Below are 20,139 nucleotides of genomic sequence, written 5' to 3' on the forward strand. Positions count from 1 at the left end.
TCCTTATTTACGTAAAATAGCCAACTTAGCTTGCACGAGCTTGTCGTGTTCACTTGGTTGACTATCAGTTGCGTTAGTTTTCAATTTTTGATTTTCACCAACCAAATCTTTGATACGATTGATAATTTTGCGAGGTAGTACATTATTAACAGAATTAGTGACTGGCTCTTTTTCAAAAGTCATTACTTCATCAACTAATCCAAGTTCTAATGCATCGTCAGCATTAATCCACGTCTCTTTATCCATCAAGGCAAGGAACTCATCGACTGGACGCCCTGTTTTTACAGAATACGCCTTAGCTATGGCCTTGTCGGTGGATTTTAGCGCGTTAGATGTTTTATCCAAGTCATTGTGGTTACCACCTGCATAAGTTGACGCATTATGTATCATTAGTTGAGCAACTGGCGAAATTTGAACAGTATCACCAGCCATTGCAATAATCGATGCAGCACTATAAGCTGAACTTTCAATTTGCGTAATAACTTTACCAGGGTAATTTCGTAACGCTGTGTAAATTTCATTCGCAGCATCAACTTCTCCGCCTCCTGAATTAATTCCAATTTCTAAATCAGAACCATCAGTAGGTAAGTTGCCTAAAATATCAGTTGGTGAGGTAACAGTCATGCCTAACCAATCACGATATATTTCTGCATCATCATCATTAGTGATCATGCCTTTAATATCTAACTTCATTCACTTTCTCCTTTCCCCTGCGTCGATGGAACATAGACAGGTAAATTATTAGGCAACACACCATATTGCTTCAGCATGAATTCAGCCTGCGCTTGACACAAAGTGCCAACTTTAACCATGTCGTTGATTTGGCTAACACGGGTAGCGTCGTCAACATATTGCATATCAAGTGTTAAATCTTCTGCATTCATTTTCAAAGCAATTTCATCAATTTCTGGGGCTACATAACTAATTAAGTTCTCGTAGTACAAGTTCTTGATTTGTGTGCTGTTGCTGTGCTGACTTTCTGTACTATTACCACCCCCTAACATGTCTACAGGTACACCAAACGCCTTACTAATCTGATTAGCAGAATACTCTGCGTTATTGTTTAACGCTTTGAATACATCAGCTTTCATCTCAAATTGACTGAACGTAGAATTGGAATCCAAAACCATCAGTCGGCCATTATTTGAGCCGTTATTAGCTTTTTCAAATGCATCACGTGCTGCATCAGCATCACCCTGTTCCAGCAGTGCGTTACTAATCTGTAAAACAGAAGTTGGCGTGATACGATTTTTAATCAAGTTCAAGCTTTGGTCTGTACTTGCTGTTGAAACGGTCAGCTCTTTAGTCAAACTTTCTAACGGTGACATCCCCACAAGATATTGATAGGTTGCGTCAGGCATTAACCTAAAGTGAAGTATCTTGTCTTGTGTTAATTTGCGTTGAGGGTGGTTGTTGTATTCAGCCAACGTATAAACTGCACCTTGATTCGCATTGTCAATATCAATACTAATAATCGAAGATGGCGGTATTTGTTCTAAATAATCCAAATCCAACGGTACATAAGCGTTACCACTCAATAACAATTGAATAATGACACCCTGCCAAAATGAAAAACGACCAATCAGCTTTGAAGGCTGATTAAGTCGCTCACTAACATACGTGTTTTCAGTTTTAAACTTAGCACTAGCAATATCGCTTGCTATTCGATTAACTACACTGAATATGTCACTGTTTTTTAGTGCGTTTGCGCCACTTATATATCCAACAGGAAGACCCGCTATTTGTGAAATAACTGGATCATATCCATGCGTACTAGGATAAGTTGTGTCAATGATTTTATGTTGTCGATTTCTCGAAGTCATTAAACCCATTCATTTATTCCCTCCTTTCCATATTGAGAATTATCGCCATGGCTACAAACAGCAGTCCTGAAACGGTAAAACCAATAATTACATTAAAATAAAAAGCACCGATATCAATCAATGCTATTCCTATAATAAACAGAATTGCCGCTAGCCAGTTATCAAAAAATTAGATATACTTTTTATAATTTTTACTATCATCCAAACATCCTCTTAAAGTAATCTTTCTTCTCATCACGGCTCAAATCATTAAACGGATTATAATCATCCCCTTTAAAATCTTCAAAATAGAACTGTGCTCCAGTATGTGCGTTAACCAATGCATCTGATGTATCGATGTGATCACTTGTTCTATTCAAACGGTCAATCTTAACAGCTCCACCTCTGTCTTCAATCAACACAGCATTTGTAAATCCATCAATCAAAAGTGGGTCATTCAAAATAGCAGCATTGCCGTTAATAAATTGCGCTTGCAAATCTTTAGTTGGATTAGACAGCACCTGTGAAGTTGGTCGAACGGTAGATACAGGCCATTCATCGTGGTAGTTTTCGATACGTTTTAACAGCCAATCAGATAAGTTGGGGTCAAGCGCTATCATCTTTACTTTCAAGTCGTTGTCAGCAACGAACTTTTCTAACCGATGATAAACTTGGTCTTTATCGATAGTTCCTTCTGGACTTCTAGTTATTTCACACAGCCCTTGTTTTTCAAGCTCGCGATAATTTAAACCATCTTGTTTTTCCTTAGCTTCAATCGTTTTAGCTTGTGCAAAAGGAATAAAACTGAATTGTTTACAAAAATATTTATAACTTTTCACTTCACGATAAGGGAATATAAAACCTAATGAGGTATTATCGTTACTTTGACTACCATCAAAGCCGATATAAACATCACGACCATAAATATCAAAGTCATCAATGATATTTTTCTGAATGTTTTCAAGAGACAAATAACTATTTTGGAACTTACGACTCCAAATGTTCAATGATTTATTAACAAACGTGGCAAGTTCACCACTTCTATCAGCATCATCTCTATCCTTAATCAAACTATTGATTTCAGACTTATATTTGCCCTCGTCCATCTCGTTTAAGTTAGGGTTTGATTTGCTCCAAGTACTTTCTTCAAACACTTCATTTTCACTATCTTGAGCATAAATAATTTGAAACGTATTGTCTGCTTCACGTGAATCATCTTGTTCAATAATCTTGCGCATCAAATCTTGGTCTTTTTTGAATTTAACCTTTGCATTAGGGTAGGCAGTTGATATCTTGACAAACATACGATTTTTTATACCGTTTTGACCAGATGTTATTTGTCGCAATGTTTCGTTTTTATCAGGTTTAAGATTACCAATTTCATCATAAACAGCAATAACGTTGTGAAATGAATCAAATCCGCCACCTTCTGATGTTCCTTTACGAATGGTGTTCTTGCTGATACGCCCTATTACTTGTTGTGTTTGTGCATCAACATCATTTTCTTTAGCCCAAGCAGAAAACTCTGGCATTTTTAATAGCTTCTTGGCCTGAATAGAAACATCGTTAAATAACTTAGTGGCGTGTTCACTATCATAACTAGCAACCAGAAAATCTTGTGACGTTGCTTCCGCAGCGACCATAAAGTAATAAAAGTTAACCAACATGGATGCAATAAACGTTTTGCCCTGTCTACGAGCAACGCTTATGTTAGATGTGGTAAATCTTGTACCATTTTCTTCCGTACGCCAACCCAATAAACTGTCTAATATAAACGACTGCCAATTATACGGCTTCAAAGTGACCTTAAAATTATCAGGGTTAGGTAGTATCCTTGTAAAATTCTCAATCATAGTTACATATGCGGTGTCATAGTGATATGGAAAATCGTTGTCACGTTGTCTACCCAAGTCTTGCATATGCCTAAAACAAGCTAGTTGCGCATCTCGACCAGCTATATACTTATCAGTGAACAAAACATCAAAAGCATATTGAGTAGCTGGATCATTATATTTATCTAAATAACGTTTATATCGTCTTTTTTCTGATTTAACAGCACCTTTAACGTCTGTTACACCTACTAAATTAAATGTCTGCACCGAACTTCACCAACCTTAAATTATCTTGCTTGTTTTCCTTAACACCAATGTCACTTGGAACCAGTTGACCAGACCTTGCATCAAATGATAATCCTAAGTCAACAGCTAATGATTTTAAAGTCTTGATACTATCATTCATTATTGAATATGCAGGATTCTTCTTACTGAAATCTGTTATTTTATTGCCTTCATCATCAAAATTATAGGCAAATATACCGTTTTCTGATACTTCTTTTTCTGCAATTATATACGTGCTGTATGATGAACAAAAAGCTTCAAGATTAACTGTATCAATTTGTTTTATGGTACCCAGTTTCCGTAACTCAGGAACTATTTTTTTCCAAATTGTTATACCACTTCCTTTTAAATGATAAGGAGGGGTGTCTTGTAGTTCGTTAAGTTCATTTTGTTTCTCCTGAAACTCTAAATTACGTTCTCGTTGGTCTGCTCTGACTGTTTCGTCAGTGCCAGTAGTCCTTTTACGTCCAGAATTGCGTTTATTTACCAAACAAACACCCCCTTTCGTCAAAAGTTTGTGGTATACTAAATGCATATTAATAACACGTTAAACGTTGATATAACAACGTTTTAAATTCTAAAATAGCCCATTCAAAAATTTTTGATTTCTGCATTTGCAAAAAACGAGGACGCCACCTTGTGACGCTCCCTCCGTTTGCCCCCACCCGGGGGTATTTTTTATTTGTACCCGAATAATAATCACTTATACTGCTAAATTAATCTGTAAAAGCCGTACGATTAAACTCGGCTCCAGCTTTGCAACGCGTTAACCCGTTTTATTGCGTTTACGAAGGCAACTCCTTGATCTTGATTATCTCCAAACGAAATTATTTTCGTTTTATTATTCTTATTCAACAATTTCAATCTAATCAATTCGTTTGTTAGTTGATTAGCTTTCGTTCTGTTCTTCATATCGATTCCTTTCGTTGATGAACAATAACTTGAATGATGAACAACCAATAACTAATGTTGATAACTAAGTTCATCATCAAATGTTAAACAACATCAATCATCTTTCCTTTCATCATGACGTTTAATTGAATCAAGTATCCATTGTCTTACTTCATCCTTACACCATGACTTGCTAGTATCTATGTTCTCTAGGAATAAGCCATCAGTATAGACATCATCTTCAAGCATACCTTTGTACCAATGACACCTCTTGCATATCACCCATAGATTATCCTTATCCAGTTGCTTACGCTTATCTATCTTTCTGGGGATGATATGATCTACAACTAAGTAACCTTTGGTTGTACTTGTACGTCCACAACACTCACATGTGAACATTGTCTGTTGCTTAAGTCCTGCTGATAAATGCTTCCACGTCTTGTTGTGGTAGAACTCATTAGCTTCCTTGTCACGTTTGTTAGCATTGTACTCACGTTGTTGTCGCTTACGTTCATAAGATGACTTAGGTTTAAACTCTGGCTTAGGTCGATACATAGCCTTGTGTATCTCACAGTATGGATTGTCTTGTGCATAAGGTATGGTATTGTGACAGTCAGGCTTACGGCATATCTTTACTCTAGCCATACTTGCTCCTTAAATTTATGTATACAAAAAGCCCAACTCAATTTAATGAGCTGAGCTGACATCACTTGAACAAACTCCAAACACTTTTAGTTGTCTTGTGATAAACGCTATTCTTTACTGACTTACTAGGATTAGTAATTAAGCCAGTTCCTTTCTTGCCATACGCAGGATTGATAGCTGACTTAACTGCTCGCTTAGCACGTCCAGTTGTTCTAGCACTGATAGACTTCTTGATAGATGGTGTTCTCATTCCAAACTTCATATACTCATACCTCACTTTATGACTACATTATAGTTCTTTTGATAGCGATTTCATAACTTTTCTATCGACCAACCATACACAACTAATCCCATACACCAATTAATAACAATACTAACTATCCTAAACAAAGCATGGTCTTGTTGACAAACAACTACATATACTATTCCAAACAAAGCGAGCAACGTGATAATGGTCATCAATACTGTAATAGTTGTTCTTAATACTCTAGTCATCTTTTCTCCTCATTCACTGCAAAATAAAAAGCGCTTAAGCGCTTGTTGATTAACTTATCTTTTTAACTTTAGACTTTAATTTTCCGAAATAAATATTATCTTGTTGATCAATAGCATATATTAAAAGTCTTCTGTGTTTATCCTTTGCTAAACCACCTAGATATTCTATTGGAAACTCTTCTTTGTTTATCGATAACCCGCTTTTAGAAGGAATGTGTAAGGCGACGGCATTATGATATAGTGCGTAACTTTTTTCAAAGTCGGTCCATATATTCTCGAGCTTGAACTTACTGTTTGTAATCCCACATTCCTTTACGTCTATATCAATCAATCCTATATTTGTTAAGTTGATTTTAAGATAGGTATCATTTATGTCTTCAGGCAACATTTCTCCAGTGTTTTTATCTTCTAGGTAGACACAACCATACTGGTAGAGCATGATACCTTTTAGTTTTAACTTCACTTGCTTTTCAAACTTACTACTTAAAATACCGAAAAATATCGCCATTGCTGCTAGTATGCCGCTTGTCCACTCTGCCCAGCTTCCAGTATCTAATCCTAAAAACATCATCTCCAACCTCCAATAGCAGTAATTATACTATAGAGGACTGAATGTGTAACTAAAACATTAGATCACCTACTCATGAAAAAAGTAAACAACACATTGATAACTCCTACAGCAAGTAATGCTATTTGGGTATGATTAATATCTTCTTCTAAGCTATTCTGCCATAACATATTCCATCTCTTCTCTTTTTTGAGAAGCTAAATATCATCTTTAAGCTTGCTGATAATTTCATCACGCCTTTTTATCTCATTGCGTATTTCAAACTGTTCCTCTTTCAAATGAGCGATCATGTTGTTGGTTTGCATCATGTTTTTAACTAACATCTCTACATCTGCTTCACGCTTGATGCTTTCAAAGTTGATTTCTTCTCTTGCTAATGCCATATCTATTCTCCTAAATGTTGTTCACATCATAGTACGTTATGGGCTATTAATTCTCTAACCACTTCATGTGGCTCTTGTAGTCAATCTGCCTGTTCTCCATCACTTCTGACCTAACCTGGATACGTGAGCGCTTATGTCGTGCAATACTCTCTGTCTTCATCATGTCAGCGTGCTTGCGATTAACATCAGTCGCCTGTTTGATATGTCTACGTCTCTTGCGTAGTTTTTTCTCTGCTTCATTCATGTTTAACTCCAAACAAAAAGCCCAACCTATTCACGTGGTTGAGCTTTTAAAATATTCAATTTATTTCTGGGCAGCTTTATGCAGAAATGCATAATACTCATACAGAGCTAACGCTACGAACATAACTAAAGCAATGTAAATCGCCCCAGATACTGCTGTGACAGCTACTACGGTCAATCCAATCGCTGAAGTTGTGAAAATCAACGAAAACTTTTGAAGTTTAGTCAACTTGTCAGTATCTCCTTGAAATGACACTGAGGTCATAATAACACCAACTAATATCATTAATCCAAAGAAAATATGTAATGCAATCATAATTATCTCTCCTTTATGTACGATGCCTTACCCCAACAATAATCATAGAAGAACACATCACGAATATTGCTTCCAATATAAGGCACCTCATTAATAATAGCATCTTCTGAAAGCGATTACTACTAAATTTTGCCAATTAAAAAGCATCCGTTAAGATGCTTTCTTGGTGACCCATATCACTTTATGATATTATCAATACTTTTTTCAGGAGAGTATAGAATGCTTGGGTTACCACACGTTAAATGCTAGCACACAAAGTTACCTTTGTCACTAACATATTTTATGTACGGTGCCTCACTTCTTGCGATGAGAAAGAAGTTAAATACGGTAATAGGAGTATTTATGTGAGACACCTTACAAACTATGTTAACACTATACGTTACTAATTTCTAGGTCATTTTCAGTCTGATTTATTAGTTATCTTTCGAGTTTTTGCCACTATTTTTATTTTTACCAACTGTATACCCAATTTGAAAAGTGGATATCACCAAAGCAATTATAGATAAAACCATTGGCCCATATATATAAATTTCACTCATTTTTGTTCCTCCAAAATTTTGGAATTTTTCTTATAGTCTTGATCATACAACGATTTATTATTTTCGAGCACCTTTAAATCACTTTTAATTACATTCAATGAACTGCCGACACCTTGGTAGAAATTTTGTCTTGCTCCCAAATCTACGTGAAGCTTGTCTGTGTCTTTTGGAGTTTCCGTTTGGTTAACCCTCAACGCATTCACATATGATGTCGCCTTGTAAATCACAGCGTTAAGATTTTGACGATAAACTTGATAATTCATAGCTTGATTTTTAGACAAACTTGTTGGATTTATGGCTTCAATAGTTTCAAAGTTTTGTTGAAGACTATCAAGTTGAAATCTAAATTGACCATAATCAAGTGTTTCATCTCCGCCATTGTCAATTTTATAAATCATCAGATCCAAATCATATTCAGCTAATTTTGCTGAATTAATCAGAATTTTGTTTGTATTGTCGCTGTACCTTTTACTTTGATTCCATTGATATATACCACTAAAAGCAGATATAACAACAGCAATTATTGTCAAAAACCAAGTTACAACTTGCGACAAAGTAATTTCTTTCTTGCTCATAAATCATCTCTCCTTTTACAAGAAAGATGATACCACATCATTGACTTCTTAATTATCAACAATACCATTATTGCACTGTTTTTAGGTCAAAAACTGTCTAAAAACTCGCATGTTTTCGCTACTCCGAGTTATCCACAGGCTGATAAGCAAATACAGACTTTCGATATATCTGCTTAATATTCTGCAAATCTCTGTGGCACTGGCTCTCTGACTTAGAAAGTATTCCAGCTACCTGATTCCAACTACGCTTGCGTCTACGATCATATCGCAAGGATAGCATGGCTCTCTCTTCCTCCGTTAGTATCTTCAAAAAGTTAGACATGCACCACTTGTCACGAATAAAGGACTGTAACGCATAATCACTTTCTTCAATGATTAGCTGATTATCCAGAACTCGGTTTTCTTTGTTTTGAGCAGTACCACCGCCTACATTTTCATCTACTGTTTCAGGTGTCTGTAATTCGATTTTACGTAGCTTAATCTGCATGTCGATTACACCTGAATAATAGTCACTTAGGTATCTGTCTATTCTATCTGCCACGCTTTGCTCCTTTTAATGATATAATTACCAAAAAATAAAAGGTCAATTTAATATATATGACACAACTTATACTTTACATTTTGATATATTCAATGATTTTTTTCTTATCAATTACTTTAATAATTGGATTTCTTATCCATAGTCACGGTACCAAAATTATTTCGGTATTTGGTATTTTCATACAAGTATTAATACTAGCCTATCTACACTTATAAAAAAGTATTTCAATGACTGTGAATTTCTTGTGCCATTCGTTCATGTTAATCACCCTTCCTCATAAATACATAAAACATAGCTGCATCAAGACCAAAAATAATTACGTATGTCAACGCTAATTCAAAATTGATAACCATGAACAATCCAGCGATAACGCTAATTAGCATTAGCAAGACACATATTGTTAGTCCTGTGTTTTGTAGTTTTCTCATAAAATTACCTTACCTTTATTAATTTCATAACCCATTTCTTTGGCATAACCATATATCGATGATTCGTTACAGCCAGATTGTTTAGCGATTTCATGAACGTCTGTAACGCCAGCTTTCGTCAACTGTTTAAACTTCACTACTCGTTTTTGCTTGGCTTCTGACGGCGTTTCTTCTGGCGCTTCCACGAGCCCTTTTTCAATTAACTTTCTGCGCTTGGCATATATTTGAACAGTGGTTTTACCAATCGCGTTCGAAATTGCCCTGAACTCTTTACCTTCATCAAGCATAGAAATTAATGTTTCCGTTTGTTTATCGCTCCAATGGCTTGAATTTTCACCGCCTGGTTCTATTTTTAATTTTGACTGCATCCACTCGGCAGCCATGTCAAATCCGAATTTTCTTTCCTTGTCACAAAATTCAGCTGCATAGTTCGTCATTATTATTTCTCCAGTTCGTATATCTCCAATCGCGGGTTATCTTTGTCGATATAAAAATCATGATCATATCCGTTGATGTGTTTGATATTGTCGTTCCCTAAAAATGTCACCCCTCGCACGTTTGCTTTTTGCATGCCGTCGAATATGAACTTCTTTATGAAATCCCAATTATCTGGGTCAATTCGTCCGTCTGCTAAATACCAGTCAAATTTCAATTTACAAGGCCAATTAAATATAATGCCATCAACCATGGCTTGTTCAACTATTCTTTTAGCATATAACGTCCCCTTCTTTTTCAATCCGGAACCCGCATATCTATTCGTTCTTTCTGCATTTATATACTTATTCAAAGTTTTATCTCGGTACTGCTCAATATTGAAATAAATTTTATTGTTATTCATCTTCTAACTCGACCATTTCTAACCTCCCTTTGGTTTTGTATTTTTTGTCAGATACAAATCTATTGACATAAGACGGACGTGTCATGAACATTAAATGGTCAAATTTTTTACCCGTCTTTCTAGCAATTTCTCTAGGTGTTCCCTCTGCAATAAATTCATCACCTTTGTACAATGCCCAAATTCGTTCTGATTTCGGTTTTATCTTAGTAGCCATATCCTTTCCTTTTCATTTGCTCTCACGTCCACAGAAACCGTCATATTTGACGTTTTAAATGTGGTTTAGTGTATTTTATACCTAATTAATGTTTAACGCCTTAAAACGCTTGTTAATGTCTATCTAACGTTTAATCTATGAGCCTCTGCAATTCGCTCATCTATCTTGATGCCGGTCAGGTGGTGTTTCTGTAAGAATGTTTCCACCCCTAACGAATGCGCCTCTTGATGATGAATGCGACATAATTGCACGGCTCTGTGTTTCAAGTGGTTAGTCTTACGCCTGTCTACCCCTTGGCCAATCGTGTCTAAATGGTGCAGGTCACTCGGTCTCTTGCCACATATCACGCAACACTTGTTCATCAGACACTAATATTCCCAATGCGCTATTTCCTGTGGTTCTAATTCATTCAACGGCTTCACGCTCAAGCTGATATTATGAAAAACTGCATAATCTAATAACATGTTGATGAACTCGTTTGTGTCTGACTTATTGCCCTTGACTGCGCTCAGACTAAATTCGCCAAAGTCTAAACCGTGGTAATACTCGTACGTGCCGTAAAAGTGTCTTCTTGTGCTTTCTACGGTCTCTAACCATGATCCACCTACTTGTGACAACCAAATGTCATTGAGCAGTGCAAACGCAAATCTACGCTGTTTTGGTGTCGGCTCATTATCATCACTAGCTATCACTGACAGAACTTGTTGCTGATTAGTTGTGTGATACTTCTGCAATGTGCGCAAATCATCATCGCTCATTCGCAATGTGACTAACCCTTTGTTTGGATTTAGCTTATTCACTTGTCCAAATAATTCAGTCACTAAGCACTCCTACACTATTTCAATGCCCCAATTCCAAGGTTCACTGTCAACGCACATGCGCTTTGCTAATGCGTACTCCACATCCTCAAACTTCGTGAACACTCTTGGGTCTCGCATAATCACTCTGTCGTTTTCTGTACAAATCATTTGATAACTCATTCTCTGACATCGTCCAATCCGTCAAACACAACTGTGTTCTCTGCTTTTTTTGTAATCAGTCGGCTAACAATCTTCTTGTTGTACATGCGTTCCAGATCGCCTCTATCGTTGTTTGTGGTCACGATAGTGCTGTAACGCTTGTTGCCGTCTTTATCTTTCACTTGCCTTGCTTCAGCAACTCGAAACCAGAACTGCTGTAATCTTTCAGTGGCACTACCTTCGTTTTTCATACCACCAGCTTCAGAACCAAAGTCATCAAGTATCAACACATCAACTTCACGCATTGATCGCTCAATGTTTTTATCTTGATAGCTGCTTCATTGTCATTGAAGTCATACATAATCAGTTCTCGTAAGTCCATAACGCTGACAAACATACTCAGCTTATTCGAGTGTTGTTTCAGTGCATCAATGATTGCTAACACCATGGCTGTTTTACCAGTACCAGCTTCACCGTAGAACAGAACGTTGAAATTACTATCAAACATTCTCTTAGTGATTTCTGCTGACTTTTTCCAAATGTCGTGGGCTAACTTTTGATTAGGTTGCACTTTTGGATTCCACTTCTGAAATGTGAACGTCTGCTCACCGCTAGTTCCCCACACGCTATCTCGCTTGTAGATACGTGCCCTGTTATTAAACAGTGCTTGACGAACTCGTTCCTGGTCTTCACGTTCTACTTTTTCACGCCATGCTTGCAATTCTTCATCGCTAACCTTGTTCTTGGCAAAGCGTTCATCGTTTTCTAACATCTCCTTGAGACTATTCATCTTGTTCCATAGCCTCCGTTCCTCATTGCTGGTTTGCCAGTTACCTGGTTTTCATTCAAGTAACTTTCAAACTTAGTTCCAAACAATGTTTCAGGTCTTAGATACTGTTTCATTTTTTGATCTGTTAACCACTGCTTGCTTTTAACATCAATCACAGTTCTGAAATCATCTAAACTAAATCCTTCGTTAAATCTTGCTTTAATTAATTTTTTAGTTTTAGTTCCACTACTTCGATACTTACTCCCAGTCTTTTCGTTCAAATAATTAACAACTTCTTTGTAAGGGAGTTGGTCGGGTTCTTCGGAACCGGACAATATATCTTTTCTATCCTTACCTAACCTTACCTTACCTAACCTATCCTGTGCGGACATTTGGTTGTCAATTGGTTGCACTTTGGTTGTCATCTGGTTGTCAATAAAGTAAGACCCATCTATATCAACGTTTAGAAGACTTTTTTCAGACCTGTAAATAGTTGGTTTTAATCTATCCTTGCGTATTTTATTATTTAAATTCCAATCCTTAACGACACTCACGCCATTTTGAAACATGATGATAAATCCTTTAGCTTTTAACAGGGATAAATCATCGCTGTTTGCGCCATATGCTCTACTTAGCATTTTTGCATTACCGATAAATCCCTCATCATCTGCTTCCATACCTAAATGAAAATACAGAAGCTGACTAGACATTGGCATATCGACAAATGTGTCGCTGGTTGTTATTTCTTTACTAAACATTCTTCTTTGCGCCATGTTTCTCCTTTGGGCTTCACACCCTTTCGTGTGGTTACGCCACATCGCCATCATACGAATGAACATCAACGAATCGAGCGACTTAAACTCTTTTCACTGGATTAATCAGTTTAGTGACGATGATCGGGTCACGCCGACCTTAATTTAATTGTTTAGCGATTTCAGAAAGCATTTGTTTGAAATCTTTACCGGTGTAAATATCGTCATCTTGGATATCGTCCCAAACTTTCGAGAACTCATATTTAATTGCTTTTTTACTTCCTGAACCTCTGTTAACTTGGGTGGTTCGGACTCCAATGCTTTAGCCTGAACAAATTCTAAATTCAACAACTTCGTAAGCGCTCCAGTTGGTTTACCAGTAGCAGTGAAATTGCTAATTTTTAACCAATCTGCCTTAATGGTCAGTGGCGTTTTAAGCTGATACGATTCATTACGTTCATCAATTTCTTTTTGCAACACTGGTTGTAATTGCTTTAGACGGCCAACATTCCACGTATTTTGTTCTTCCGTGATATCCTCAATGATTGAATCGGCAGTATCTTTAACGGCGAATAAACCACCATTGCGCTCAATTAATTCTTGTTCATAATCCTTAACATTTTGCTTCACTGATTTCTTGATTAAGTCAGATACTTGCTTCATGTCTTTTTTCAAAGCAGCCATACTTTGAGCATCTACCTTGCTACTAATCGTGGTCACTTCAACACCGTTCAACGTTGCTCGTAAATCGTTCCAGTTCTGTGCCACACCGTTTTCAAAGCTAATCAATGGCATTACTGTTTTTGGCTCACTCATTTCACGTCCTCCAAAGCTTCATTCTTTTCAGCAAAAGGATTAGGCGCATCACCTGTATCAACTCCTGAAAACGGATTATCGCTTTTTTCTTCTGGTTGATTATCAATAATTTCTGGTTCAACGTTTTGCTCTTCAGGAGTGATTTCTTCTGTTTCCGGAGTAACATCACGTGCCTCACGTTCGTTCTTGTCGTCTTCTGCAATAGCTTGCGCAACCTTAGTAGTCTTGGGGGCAAACTTAAGCAAGTCTTTCATCACAGTTTTAATCGCCATTGCATCAAAGTCCGTGTACCATGGTGTCTGTGGTGTTTTGCCGTAACGGTCTTTATGGTCTGGCCCCTTATAAGTTTGGCTGAACTTCATAGCATGGTTAATTACTCGTTGGATCGGCCAATACTTGACGATACGTTCGCCGTCTAAGTAATAAAATGCCAAGTATCCGGCTACTGGACTTTCACCGTCTACGTATGGATCATAGTTTTCATTTTCCATTGTGAATTCATCAAATACATAGTTGTAATGTGGCTTGTTTGCTTCATAAACAACACTTCCACCCAAACGACCAACACGACCAGTATTCTGTACAAGCTTGATAATCCCTCGATAACCTAATTGGAACTGGGCTTTAACATCTTTGGTTATCCACTTACCGTCTACCTTCGCGCGCTTTCCGTACGGAATGACGTAGGCTTCACCAAGGTCTGGTAAGACGGATAAATCAAGAATGGCTGCTCGCATTGCAGCGTTTGTTAGGTCATTCATATTTGTTTTTGCTAAGTCTGGGTTTAATGCCACAACCGTTGACAATCCGCTTAAGAAACCGGCTGCGTTGTCCTGCAGTATTTCTTCAAAATGCTTTTGCATCTTGTCACTGTTAATAATTTTTTGAACTTGCGCTACTTCATTTGCCATAATTACTTCCACTCCAATTCTTTAATTGCTTCTTCGCCATACGTGCTGTAGGGCGTTAATATTCCCTTGTACACACCGTTTAGGCAGTTCTTTTCCAAATACGTACCAAGTGCTTCACCGGCACAAACAACTTCTTTCGTTCCGACTTTGACCACATAAACGAAGTAGCATTCTTTTTGCAATTCTTCATAAGTCATCCACATAAAGTCAGCTTCATCTGTATTATTTAATGCATAAACATACAAACATTTCTCGTGAAACGGAACGGCTTCTTTTCCCTCAAAATAATCATGCTCAAAATCATTTCGTGGTTTATATGGTTCGGGCAATGTCACTACCATTTGCATTTACCTCGTTTCTTGCTATAATCGAGATATAAATTTTCTTTCACAATAATTTATATCCAGCGCTTTAACTGCTCCAACAGTTAGGCGCTTTTTTATTTAACCCGCATATACTTGTTGCTGCCATCTGTGCCACCCATGCGTTCCAAACGGTGCTTATTACGTTGATGCTCACGTTCTTGTAACTCACCTTGTATCATGCCGCCTACGAAAACTATTCCTAGCACGATTGCTACTGCTATTACTTGTAAAAACCACATGTTATTCCTCCTTATGCCGCTTGCAAAAACTTATTAATAAAGTATTGCTGTCCCTTACCAGTTACCTTTGGTGTTTTAGTTGTTACGTTTACCCCATTTGAGTTGATATGGTTATGCTCCTTGATTTCGAACAATCCCATTTCCATACTCTTTTGAGTTGGCATGTTGTAGTCTGTTCCCTTACGGCGAATTAGATAGCCATTCTCACGCAACCAGGTAAACAATCGATTAGCTCCTGTATCAATTCCATTCTGTTTCAACAGCTTGGCTAGTTCGCCAACCAAGATACTTGTTTGACTTGCGCTCACTGCATCAGCAAACAATGCTTTGGGTTTCATTTCAGCAATCAAGTTATCCTTATGATCTAATTTCATCTGTGCAATAGTTAATGCGCGCGCCATAATCTGGTCTGGGCTGTTCCATGCTTTTTCAACTTGAATGAAGTACATACGAACTTGCTTGCCTTTTTCAGTTCCAGACATCAACGCAATTTGCTTAGCAGCATCAACCGTCAATATGTAATCTTGTACTCGTTGTACTGCCCCATTATTAGATTGCGAGGGTGTGGTTACATCCACGCCCTGATAATCTTCATTTTCAATGAGTTGTTTTGCGTTTGTTTCAAACCACTGACTGAAGCGATAACTCTTTTTGACTTCTAATGCCTGATACAATTCACGGGCATTTACTTGCGCTTCGCCTTGATCGTTTTGATTAATCTTGATAATTTCTTCCATGTTATTTACCTTCCGTAAAATTTTGTGTGTGAATCTATCCATTCCTGAACTGCCTTTTTCGGATAACCATCTTTCATGTTTGGTTGTTCGATATAAGGAAATCCATCTGAATAGATATATTTATTAACGTTGTTTATGCCAACTCCTAGAAACTGAGCCAACTCTGTTTTATCCATGATTTCTGGTAATTGACTCTTGTGGAAAAACTTTATGATTTCATCTAGTTTTGCAAGTAGCTGCGTTACCATCCGATCACTTCCTTTCTAATGTTTGTTTTGTGCTATCCTTTAATTACTGGCTCATTTGCCTAGTTTTAGGAAAGGAGAAAGTAGCAATGGAAGAGAAGAACGTTAAAATGCCATATAAGTATGTTGTTGAAGCGCCCGAAAACGGTGGTACGAATACGGTGCGCATCTCAACAGAATATTTCACCGCCAACTGGAAAGAAGTCGAGAAATTTTTTATAACCCCAGAAGGTGAAACTCCGGCGAAGTCGCTAACTTATTATCCTAACGGTTTCGCTTATTATGCAGAAGTAGAATTAGAGCGGATAACCTTTCGAACAAGTCACCCAATCGTCCAAAACGACGACGGTACATTTTCAGTAGAAAACCTTGACGATTTTGAATAAGCATTGATCCAGTCTTGGTACCAGTCACTTGTGTGATTTGGTACCTTTTTTTGTTAATAATTTTCGTTGCCATGTTTCTCACTTCCTTTCTAAATGTCTTGAATATTGAATAGCTTAAAAATTTTCTCGCGAATTTTTACAAAGCGTGTTTCTTTGTATCCATTGATTGCTCGACTAACTTCGTCTTCACGCTCACCAATCATATTCGCCAACTCTATTTGAGACATTCCTCGTTCGTCCAACTCACCTCGAATCGCTCGACGAATCTTTCTCTTTATTGATTCCTCTGGGCTAACTACCGGCATGTAATCTCCTCCTGCATAATTTATTCATCAAGTTATTGACTAAATTTATTCGATAGAGTAAACTAAGTGCATACGAAATAAGCTACAAATAACGCGCCACCTAGTAATCAGACCGCCAAGTTAGATTTACAAGTGTTTGTTTTTTGTTGCTCAATTACTTGATGAGTTAATAATAACTCTATCGAATAAATATGTCAACATTAAATTACTCGATAGAATTAATATTTTTCTCGAATGCTAGGAGAAATGCCAATATGACTATATTTGAACGTGTTAAAGAAGTTGCTGATTTGAGGAAAATAAGCCTTCAAACTTTAGCTGAAAAATCAAACATGGGCATCAATTCTATCTACGGATGGAAAACGAAAACGCCCTCTATTGATAAGATTAGTTCAGTTGCAGATGTTTTGAATGTTTCAACCGACTATTTGCTTGGACGAACGGATGTCATGAATAGCTATTCGTCTTCGAATAAAGAAACAGATTTAAAATACGCTTTAGAGCACGACCCAATGCTTGCTTTTGATGGTAAACCGATTTCTGAAAAGTACAAGAGAGTGATATTAGAACTATTGAGTGAAGAGGACGATTAATGTATGAGAGATGACTTCTGTTACAATTTAGCTCCTTTTCGGGAAAACATTGACAAAATTACAGCGGAGCATAACATCAAGGTTAAGCATGTTTTTGTCGAAAAATATGATCCACCTCTGGCCTACCCTCAGAAAAACATGATTTTTTATAATGATAATTATGAAACGTCTATTGATTCTACGTTTATTGAAGCTCACGAAATTTTTCACGTGCTTCACAAAAGCAAGAATCAAACCATCTATGCTTTTTCTCCTTTAGCAAAAATAGATGAGGAAATATCAGCTCATATTTTCGCTCTAAGGCTGTTCTTTAAAAGTGTAGACGAAGAATATCTTCCTAATTATATTTCTGTTATGTATGCTCTAGGTCTCCCTTTATCGATGGAACATCTAGTTCAAAAAGTTTGGTTAGAAAATTTAAAACCTTTTAGCGTTATTTAAAATTATGTGCTAAGCAATCACAATAAAAGGTTTGAGGAGATTGAGAGATGAAAGAAAGAAAAGTATTAGGTATACTTTCTATTATTTTTGGTGGTTTAGGGCTATTGTTATCATGGATTCCTATAGTAAATAACTTTGCGTTCTTCCTAGGCATAATTTCATTGGTATTAGGGATTATTGCATTAGTGATCAACAGAAAAAATAAAAAGCTGCTTTCTATTATTGGAACTGTTTTATCTGTAACTACTATCATTATAGTTATAGCAACTCAAGGTTTATATGCTAATTCATTAGATAAGGCTACAAAATCATATAATAAAGAAGTAAAGAAAATTGATAGTTCATCTGGATCTGAAGAACAATCGTCCAGTGCTTCGTCTAGCTCAAATGCAAAAAAGGACTTCAAAGTTGGAGAAACAGCTTCAATAAGCGGAGTTGAATATACAGTTACTAAGGTTTCGTATTCAAATGGCGATGGTGATATGAACGTGCCTGATAACAGTAAACAATATGTTTTTGTTGACGTTACGATAAAAAACAACTCGGATAAAGATTATGAGTATAATCCTTTAGACTTTCAATTAAGTAATAATGGAAATAAGACCGATAATGATTATGTTGACGATGATTTTGTTCAGAACCAATTTACATCTGGAACATTAAGCCCGAATGCTAGTTACAGTGGCACATGGGTAGGACAATCAGGTTCTGATGGGAACCTATCATTCACCTATAAAGATTCATTGTCAAATACTTCTGATTTTGAATTTCAATTACGTTAACAAATGCCCTTATGGGCGTACATAATAGACAATGAAGTCTCTAAAATAAGACAAAATAAAAAAGCACACCCTAACCTGCAAAAGTTCACTGGGTGTGCTAAAAGTATACTACAAACGCACGGGGCGTTCTATTAGATTATAACAGATATAAGCCCTCTTTTTAAGGGAGATTTTTGTATGGCTTCAATATATAAAAGAGGTAAAACATTTACCGTTAGTGTATCCGTCCCTTATCAAGGCGGATATAAAAAGAAAACTAAATCAGGTTTCAAAACAAAAACCGAAGCAAATCAATGGGCTATAAAAACGGAAGGATCTAAGATTGATGGTGACATTGATTTTAAACCGTCACAACTCCTTTCTTCCTATATAAGTGACTGGATTGATACATATAAAACAGACGTGTCACGTTCAACTCATGTTGGTTATGAAATGACTTTGAAAGCTGTTAGCGAATACTTTGAAAATACATCATTAGATCAAGTAACCCGTCACGATGCGCAAAAATTTTTAAACGAATATGGGCTCTCTCACTCTCTTGCTACTAGCCAAAAGTCAAAGGACATTTAAGTGGCATATTAAAGGATGCCGTAGCTGATGGAATAATAAGGGTCAATCCTTTTGAAAGAGCAAAACCGCATGGTACTAATGCCAAAGATAGCTCACTAAAGTTCTTAGAATACACTGACTTTAAACGTTTTATAGAATTTCTAAAAGAAAACCATGAGCCAACTCATGATATTATGTTAGTAGCTTCTTTATCAGGTGCTCGATTGGGAGAAGTATTAGCCCTTACCCCTAATGACATCGGTAATGGAACAATCAATATCAGCAAGTCTTATGAAGAACGTTTGAATATTGTAAAAGAGCCTAAAACTCCTAGTTCAATCAGAACTGTAGACGTTCCAGAATGGTTAACGGATTACCTACTTACATTATCCAAAGACAACAATGAAAGATTATTTGATCGTCAGCAATCCAGTGTTAATCGTGAATTGCAAAGAATATTAACACGATTAGACATCCCCAAAAGAATAACTTTCCACGGATTGAGACACAGCCATGCTTCTATGTTAATTTCTCAGGGCGTTGCTGTAGAATATATAAGTGAAAGATTGGGTCACAAAGATATTTCTATCACTCAAAAGACGTATTTACACCTCTTACAAGTGAAGCGAAATAAGGAAATTTCACACACCATCACGCTTCTTAATTCACTATGATTTTCGATATTTACTACAGTT

Annotated in this window: 35 protein-coding genes; 6 read left to right on the forward strand and 29 right to left on the reverse strand. The window is 36.8% G+C overall.

All coding sequences use genetic code 11. The features are described 5' to 3' along the window. Positions 1-3: 3 nt before the first annotated feature. From HFP47_RS06795 to HFP47_RS06920, 28 genes are all read right to left on the reverse strand, one after another. Entirely contained in the window at positions 4-693 is a 690-nt protein-coding gene (locus HFP47_RS06795; protein WP_011680285.1) for a head maturation protease, ClpP-related, read from the reverse strand. Further along, the gene (locus HFP47_RS06800) at positions 690-1,832 is read right to left on the reverse strand and encodes a phage portal protein (protein WP_179876255.1); all 1,143 of its coding nucleotides are present in this window, start codon (positions 1,830-1,832) and stop codon (positions 690-692) included. Before HFP47_RS06800 ends, HFP47_RS06795 begins: the two co-directional genes overlap by 4 nt. Positions 1,833-2,020: 188 nt before the next feature. Continuing rightward, the gene (locus HFP47_RS06805) at positions 2,021-3,901 is read right to left on the reverse strand and encodes a terminase large subunit (protein WP_179876256.1); all 1,881 of its coding nucleotides are present in this window, start codon (positions 3,899-3,901) and stop codon (positions 2,021-2,023) included. Then, positions 3,888-4,409: a phage terminase small subunit P27 family gene (locus HFP47_RS06810; protein ID WP_096639491.1), complete on the reverse strand. Its 522-nt coding sequence runs from the start codon at positions 4,407-4,409 to the stop codon at positions 3,888-3,890. Before HFP47_RS06810 ends, HFP47_RS06805 begins: the two co-directional genes overlap by 14 nt. 248 nt (positions 4,410-4,657) lie before the next feature. Beyond that, positions 4,658-4,831 carry a hypothetical protein gene (locus tag HFP47_RS06815; protein WP_011680289.1) on the reverse strand — a complete coding sequence of 58 codons (174 nt, stop codon included), beginning with the start codon at positions 4,829-4,831 and terminating at the stop codon, positions 4,658-4,660. A 93-nt stretch (positions 4,832-4,924) separates the two neighbouring features. Continuing rightward, positions 4,925-5,455 (reverse strand): HNH endonuclease, encoded by a 531-nt coding sequence (locus tag HFP47_RS06820; RefSeq protein ID WP_179876257.1) that lies wholly within the window; start codon positions 5,453-5,455, stop codon positions 4,925-4,927. A gap of 61 nt (positions 5,456-5,516) precedes the next feature. Continuing rightward, on the reverse strand, positions 5,517-5,717 hold the full coding sequence (locus HFP47_RS06825; RefSeq protein ID WP_025268413.1) for a hypothetical protein: 201 nt from the start codon (positions 5,715-5,717) through the stop codon (positions 5,517-5,519). 282 nt (positions 5,718-5,999) lie between these two features. Continuing rightward, positions 6,000-6,521 carry a hypothetical protein gene (locus HFP47_RS06830; protein WP_179876258.1) on the reverse strand — a complete coding sequence of 174 codons (522 nt, stop codon included), beginning with the start codon at positions 6,519-6,521 and terminating at the stop codon, positions 6,000-6,002. A gap of 194 nt (positions 6,522-6,715) precedes the next feature. Further along, complete coding sequence (locus HFP47_RS06835; protein WP_179876259.1) at positions 6,716-6,901, reverse strand: hypothetical protein; 186 nt, start codon at positions 6,899-6,901, stop codon at positions 6,716-6,718. 304 nt (positions 6,902-7,205) lie between these two features. After that, positions 7,206-7,460, reverse strand: a complete 255-nt coding sequence (locus tag HFP47_RS06840; RefSeq protein WP_011680294.1) for a hypothetical protein — start codon at positions 7,458-7,460, stop codon at positions 7,206-7,208. Between the two features lie 413 nt (positions 7,461-7,873). Further along, positions 7,874-7,999 (reverse strand): hypothetical protein, encoded by a 126-nt coding sequence (locus tag HFP47_RS10725; protein WP_010292084.1) that lies wholly within the window; start codon positions 7,997-7,999, stop codon positions 7,874-7,876. Beyond that, entirely contained in the window at positions 7,996-8,574 is a 579-nt protein-coding gene (locus HFP47_RS06845; RefSeq protein WP_010292081.1) for a hypothetical protein, read from the reverse strand. Before HFP47_RS06845 ends, HFP47_RS10725 begins: the two co-directional genes overlap by 4 nt. 118 nt (positions 8,575-8,692) lie before the next feature. After that, on the reverse strand, positions 8,693-9,115 hold the full coding sequence (locus HFP47_RS06850; RefSeq protein WP_179876260.1) for a RinA family protein: 423 nt from the start codon (positions 9,113-9,115) through the stop codon (positions 8,693-8,695). A gap of 260 nt (positions 9,116-9,375) precedes the next feature. After that, positions 9,376-9,543, reverse strand: a complete 168-nt coding sequence (locus tag HFP47_RS06855) for a hypothetical protein (RefSeq protein WP_179876261.1) — start codon at positions 9,541-9,543, stop codon at positions 9,376-9,378. After that, a complete protein-coding gene (locus HFP47_RS06860) occupies positions 9,540-9,980 on the reverse strand; it encodes a hypothetical protein (protein WP_050895009.1) in 441 nt (146 codons plus the stop codon). Before HFP47_RS06860 ends, HFP47_RS06855 begins: the two co-directional genes overlap by 4 nt. Positions 9,981-9,982: 2 nt before the next feature. Next, positions 9,983-10,381 carry a hypothetical protein gene (locus HFP47_RS06865; RefSeq protein ID WP_025268419.1) on the reverse strand — a complete coding sequence of 133 codons (399 nt, stop codon included), beginning with the start codon at positions 10,379-10,381 and terminating at the stop codon, positions 9,983-9,985. After that, positions 10,374-10,595, reverse strand: coding sequence for a hypothetical protein (locus tag HFP47_RS06870; RefSeq protein ID WP_025268420.1), 222 nt, complete (start codon positions 10,593-10,595; stop codon positions 10,374-10,376). The genes HFP47_RS06865 and HFP47_RS06870 overlap by 8 nt, the downstream gene beginning before the upstream one ends. Before the next feature lie 119 nt (positions 10,596-10,714). Then, positions 10,715-10,957, reverse strand: coding sequence for a putative HNHc nuclease (locus HFP47_RS10950; RefSeq protein WP_373562326.1), 243 nt, complete (start codon positions 10,955-10,957; stop codon positions 10,715-10,717). A gap of 6 nt (positions 10,958-10,963) precedes the next feature. After that, positions 10,964-11,416 (reverse strand): hypothetical protein, encoded by a 453-nt coding sequence (locus HFP47_RS10955; protein ID WP_373562327.1) that lies wholly within the window; start codon positions 11,414-11,416, stop codon positions 10,964-10,966. A gap of 155 nt (positions 11,417-11,571) precedes the next feature. Then, positions 11,572-11,844 carry a hypothetical protein gene (locus HFP47_RS06880; protein WP_179876262.1) on the reverse strand — a complete coding sequence of 91 codons (273 nt, stop codon included), beginning with the start codon at positions 11,842-11,844 and terminating at the stop codon, positions 11,572-11,574. Continuing rightward, positions 11,838-12,344: a DEAD/DEAH box helicase family protein gene (locus tag HFP47_RS06885; RefSeq protein ID WP_179876263.1), complete on the reverse strand. Its 507-nt coding sequence runs from the start codon at positions 12,342-12,344 to the stop codon at positions 11,838-11,840. Before HFP47_RS06885 ends, HFP47_RS06880 begins: the two co-directional genes overlap by 7 nt. After that, positions 12,341-13,096 carry a conserved phage C-terminal domain-containing protein gene (locus tag HFP47_RS06890; protein WP_179876264.1) on the reverse strand — a complete coding sequence of 252 codons (756 nt, stop codon included), beginning with the start codon at positions 13,094-13,096 and terminating at the stop codon, positions 12,341-12,343. The genes HFP47_RS06885 and HFP47_RS06890 overlap by 4 nt, the downstream gene beginning before the upstream one ends. Before the next feature lie 144 nt (positions 13,097-13,240). Continuing rightward, on the reverse strand, positions 13,241-13,891 hold the full coding sequence (locus tag HFP47_RS06895; protein WP_257229736.1) for a hypothetical protein: 651 nt from the start codon (positions 13,889-13,891) through the stop codon (positions 13,241-13,243). Then, positions 13,888-14,802: a recombinase RecT gene (locus tag HFP47_RS06900; protein WP_179876265.1), complete on the reverse strand. Its 915-nt coding sequence runs from the start codon at positions 14,800-14,802 to the stop codon at positions 13,888-13,890. Before HFP47_RS06900 ends, HFP47_RS06895 begins: the two co-directional genes overlap by 4 nt. A 2-nt stretch (positions 14,803-14,804) precedes the next feature. Then, positions 14,805-15,143: a hypothetical protein gene (locus HFP47_RS06905; RefSeq protein ID WP_257229737.1), complete on the reverse strand. Its 339-nt coding sequence runs from the start codon at positions 15,141-15,143 to the stop codon at positions 14,805-14,807. Positions 15,144-15,241: 98 nt separating this feature from the next. After that, entirely contained in the window at positions 15,242-15,406 is a 165-nt protein-coding gene (locus tag HFP47_RS06910; RefSeq protein ID WP_179876267.1) for a hypothetical protein, read from the reverse strand. Positions 15,407-15,417: 11 nt separating this feature from the next. Continuing rightward, positions 15,418-16,143, reverse strand: a complete 726-nt coding sequence (locus HFP47_RS06915) for a phage antirepressor KilAC domain-containing protein (protein ID WP_096639505.1) — start codon at positions 16,141-16,143, stop codon at positions 15,418-15,420. Positions 16,144-16,148: 5 nt separating this feature from the next. Then, entirely contained in the window at positions 16,149-16,391 is a 243-nt protein-coding gene (locus HFP47_RS06920) for a hypothetical protein (protein ID WP_011680304.1), read from the reverse strand. An 86-nt stretch (positions 16,392-16,477) separates the two neighbouring features. Here HFP47_RS06920 and HFP47_RS06925 point away from each other — a divergent pair, with 86 nt between their 5' ends. Beyond that, positions 16,478-16,774 carry a hypothetical protein gene (locus HFP47_RS06925; RefSeq protein ID WP_179876268.1) on the forward strand — a complete coding sequence of 99 codons (297 nt, stop codon included), beginning with the start codon at positions 16,478-16,480 and terminating at the stop codon, positions 16,772-16,774. A gap of 89 nt (positions 16,775-16,863) precedes the next feature. On the opposite strand, the gene HFP47_RS06930 is transcribed toward HFP47_RS06925, so the two are convergent. Further along, positions 16,864-17,079, reverse strand: coding sequence for a hypothetical protein (locus HFP47_RS06930; RefSeq protein WP_150288668.1), 216 nt, complete (start codon positions 17,077-17,079; stop codon positions 16,864-16,866). A gap of 254 nt (positions 17,080-17,333) precedes the next feature. Between HFP47_RS06930 and HFP47_RS06935 the strand changes: the two genes are divergently transcribed. From HFP47_RS06935 to HFP47_RS06955, 5 genes are all read left to right on the forward strand, one after another. Then, a complete protein-coding gene (locus tag HFP47_RS06935; RefSeq protein WP_114666128.1) occupies positions 17,334-17,672 on the forward strand; it encodes a helix-turn-helix domain-containing protein in 339 nt (112 codons plus the stop codon). Positions 17,673-17,675: 3 nt separating this feature from the next. Beyond that, complete coding sequence (locus HFP47_RS06940) at positions 17,676-18,113, forward strand: hypothetical protein (protein WP_114666129.1); 438 nt, start codon at positions 17,676-17,678, stop codon at positions 18,111-18,113. A 47-nt stretch (positions 18,114-18,160) separates the two neighbouring features. After that, positions 18,161-18,895 carry a DUF4190 domain-containing protein gene (locus HFP47_RS06945; RefSeq protein ID WP_114666130.1) on the forward strand — a complete coding sequence of 245 codons (735 nt, stop codon included), beginning with the start codon at positions 18,161-18,163 and terminating at the stop codon, positions 18,893-18,895. Between the two features lie 177 nt (positions 18,896-19,072). Beyond that, positions 19,073-19,465 carry an Arm DNA-binding domain-containing protein gene (locus tag HFP47_RS06950; protein WP_179876269.1) on the forward strand — a complete coding sequence of 131 codons (393 nt, stop codon included), beginning with the start codon at positions 19,073-19,075 and terminating at the stop codon, positions 19,463-19,465. A 35-nt stretch (positions 19,466-19,500) separates the two neighbouring features. Beyond that, the gene (locus tag HFP47_RS06955; protein WP_373562335.1) at positions 19,501-20,118 is read left to right on the forward strand and encodes a site-specific integrase; all 618 of its coding nucleotides are present in this window, start codon (positions 19,501-19,503) and stop codon (positions 20,116-20,118) included. Positions 20,119-20,139 lie beyond the last annotated feature (21 nt).

Source organism: Leuconostoc sp. DB-1 (assembly GCF_013414845.1).
Taxonomy (GTDB): domain Bacteria; phylum Bacillota; class Bacilli; order Lactobacillales; family Lactobacillaceae; genus Leuconostoc; species Leuconostoc mesenteroides.